1 protein-coding gene is annotated in these 1,536 nt (G+C 69.0%); it reads left to right on the top strand.

The features are described 5' to 3' along the window. Positions 1–80: 80 nt before the first annotated feature. The coding region (gene dnaX / locus AC04L7_RS18420) for a DNA polymerase III subunit gamma/tau (RefSeq protein WP_475513661.1) at positions 81–1,536 on the top strand (1,456 nt) is incomplete at its 3' end.

The following is a 1,536-nucleotide window of genomic DNA, read 5'->3' on the forward strand; positions in this document are numbered from 1 at the left end:
GCAGGGGGGGCGCCACAAGCTAAGCCGTGGAATGGTCGCGGGGCGGAGGGGCGGCTGGCGGAGCGTGGCACAATGTCGGCATGTCCTACCTCGTCCTCGCCCGCAAGTGGCGTCCCAAGCGTTTCGCCGAGTTGGTGGGCCAGGAGCACGTGGTCCGCGCGTTGACCAATGCACTGGACAGCGGCCGCGTCCACCACGCGTTCCTGTTCACCGGTACGCGCGGCGTGGGCAAGACCACCATTGCCCGCATCTTCGCCAAATCGCTGAACTGCGAGAAGGGCACCAGCGCCGATCCTTGCGGCCAGTGCCCGGCCTGCCTGGACATCGACGCCGGCCGCTACATCGACCTGCTGGAGATCGACGCCGCGTCCAACACCGGCGTGGACGACGTGCGCGAAGTGATCGAGAACGCGCAGTACATGCCGTCGCGTGGCAAGTTCAAGGTGTACCTGATCGACGAAGTCCACATGCTGTCGAAGGCCGCGTTCAATGCGCTGCTGAAGACGCTGGAGGAGCCGCCCGGGCATGTGAAGTTCCTGCTGGCCACCACGGATCCGCAGAAACTGCCGGTCACCGTGCTGTCGCGCTGCCTGCAGTTCAACCTCAAGCGCCTGGACGAGGAGCAGATCCGCGGGCAGATGACCAGGATCCTCAGCGCCGAGGCGATCGACTCCGATGCGAGCGCCATCGCCCAACTCGCGCGCGCAGCCGATGGCTCGCTGCGCGATGGCCTGTCGCTGCTGGACCAGGCCATCGCGTATGCCGGCGGTGCCCTGCGCGACGAGGGCGTGCGCACCATGCTCGGCACGGTGGATCGCACCCAGGTGAATGCCATGCTGGCGGCACTCGCGCAGGGCGATGGCGAAACCCTGTTGCAGGTGGTGGCGCGGTTGGCGGAGTTTTCGCCGGATTGGGCCGGCGTGCTGGATGCGGTGGCGGAGGCCTTGCACCGCATCCAGGTGAGGCAGTTGGTGCCCTCGGCCAGCGTGGAGGCGGAAGGGATCGACGTCGATGCCTTCGCAGGCCAGCTGCGTCCGGAGGTCGTGCAGTTGTGGTACCAGATGGCCATCAACGGTCGCCGCGACCTGCATGTGGCGCCCAGCGGTCGGGCCGGATTCGAAATGAGCCTCCTGCGCATGCTGGCGTTCCGCCCGGCGCAGGCGGGCGAAATGCGGGGTGAGGCGCGCGCACCGGTGGTGCAGGCGCCCATCCCGAATGCGCCGCCGCCCGCCGCCAGTCCTTCGCCCGCGATGCGCACGGCGCCCGCGACGCCGGAGCCGGTCATGCCACCGCAGCAGATGGCCCGTGAAGAGCGTCCCGCGCCTCCCAGCCCGAGCCCGGCACGCGCCATGGTGGACGACGCGCCGCCCTGGCGTGTCGCCGACGAACCTGCGGCAGCAGCACCTGTCGCATCGACGATGCCGGCCGGCATCGGCATCACCGACGCGGAGACCTGGCTGCATTTCGCCGGCACCTGCGGCCTGAAGGGCGTGGGCAAGCAACTGGTCGACAACGTCGCCTTCGCCGGATATGCGG

This window comes from Pseudoxanthomonas sp. LjRoot204_2 (assembly GCF_056175765.1).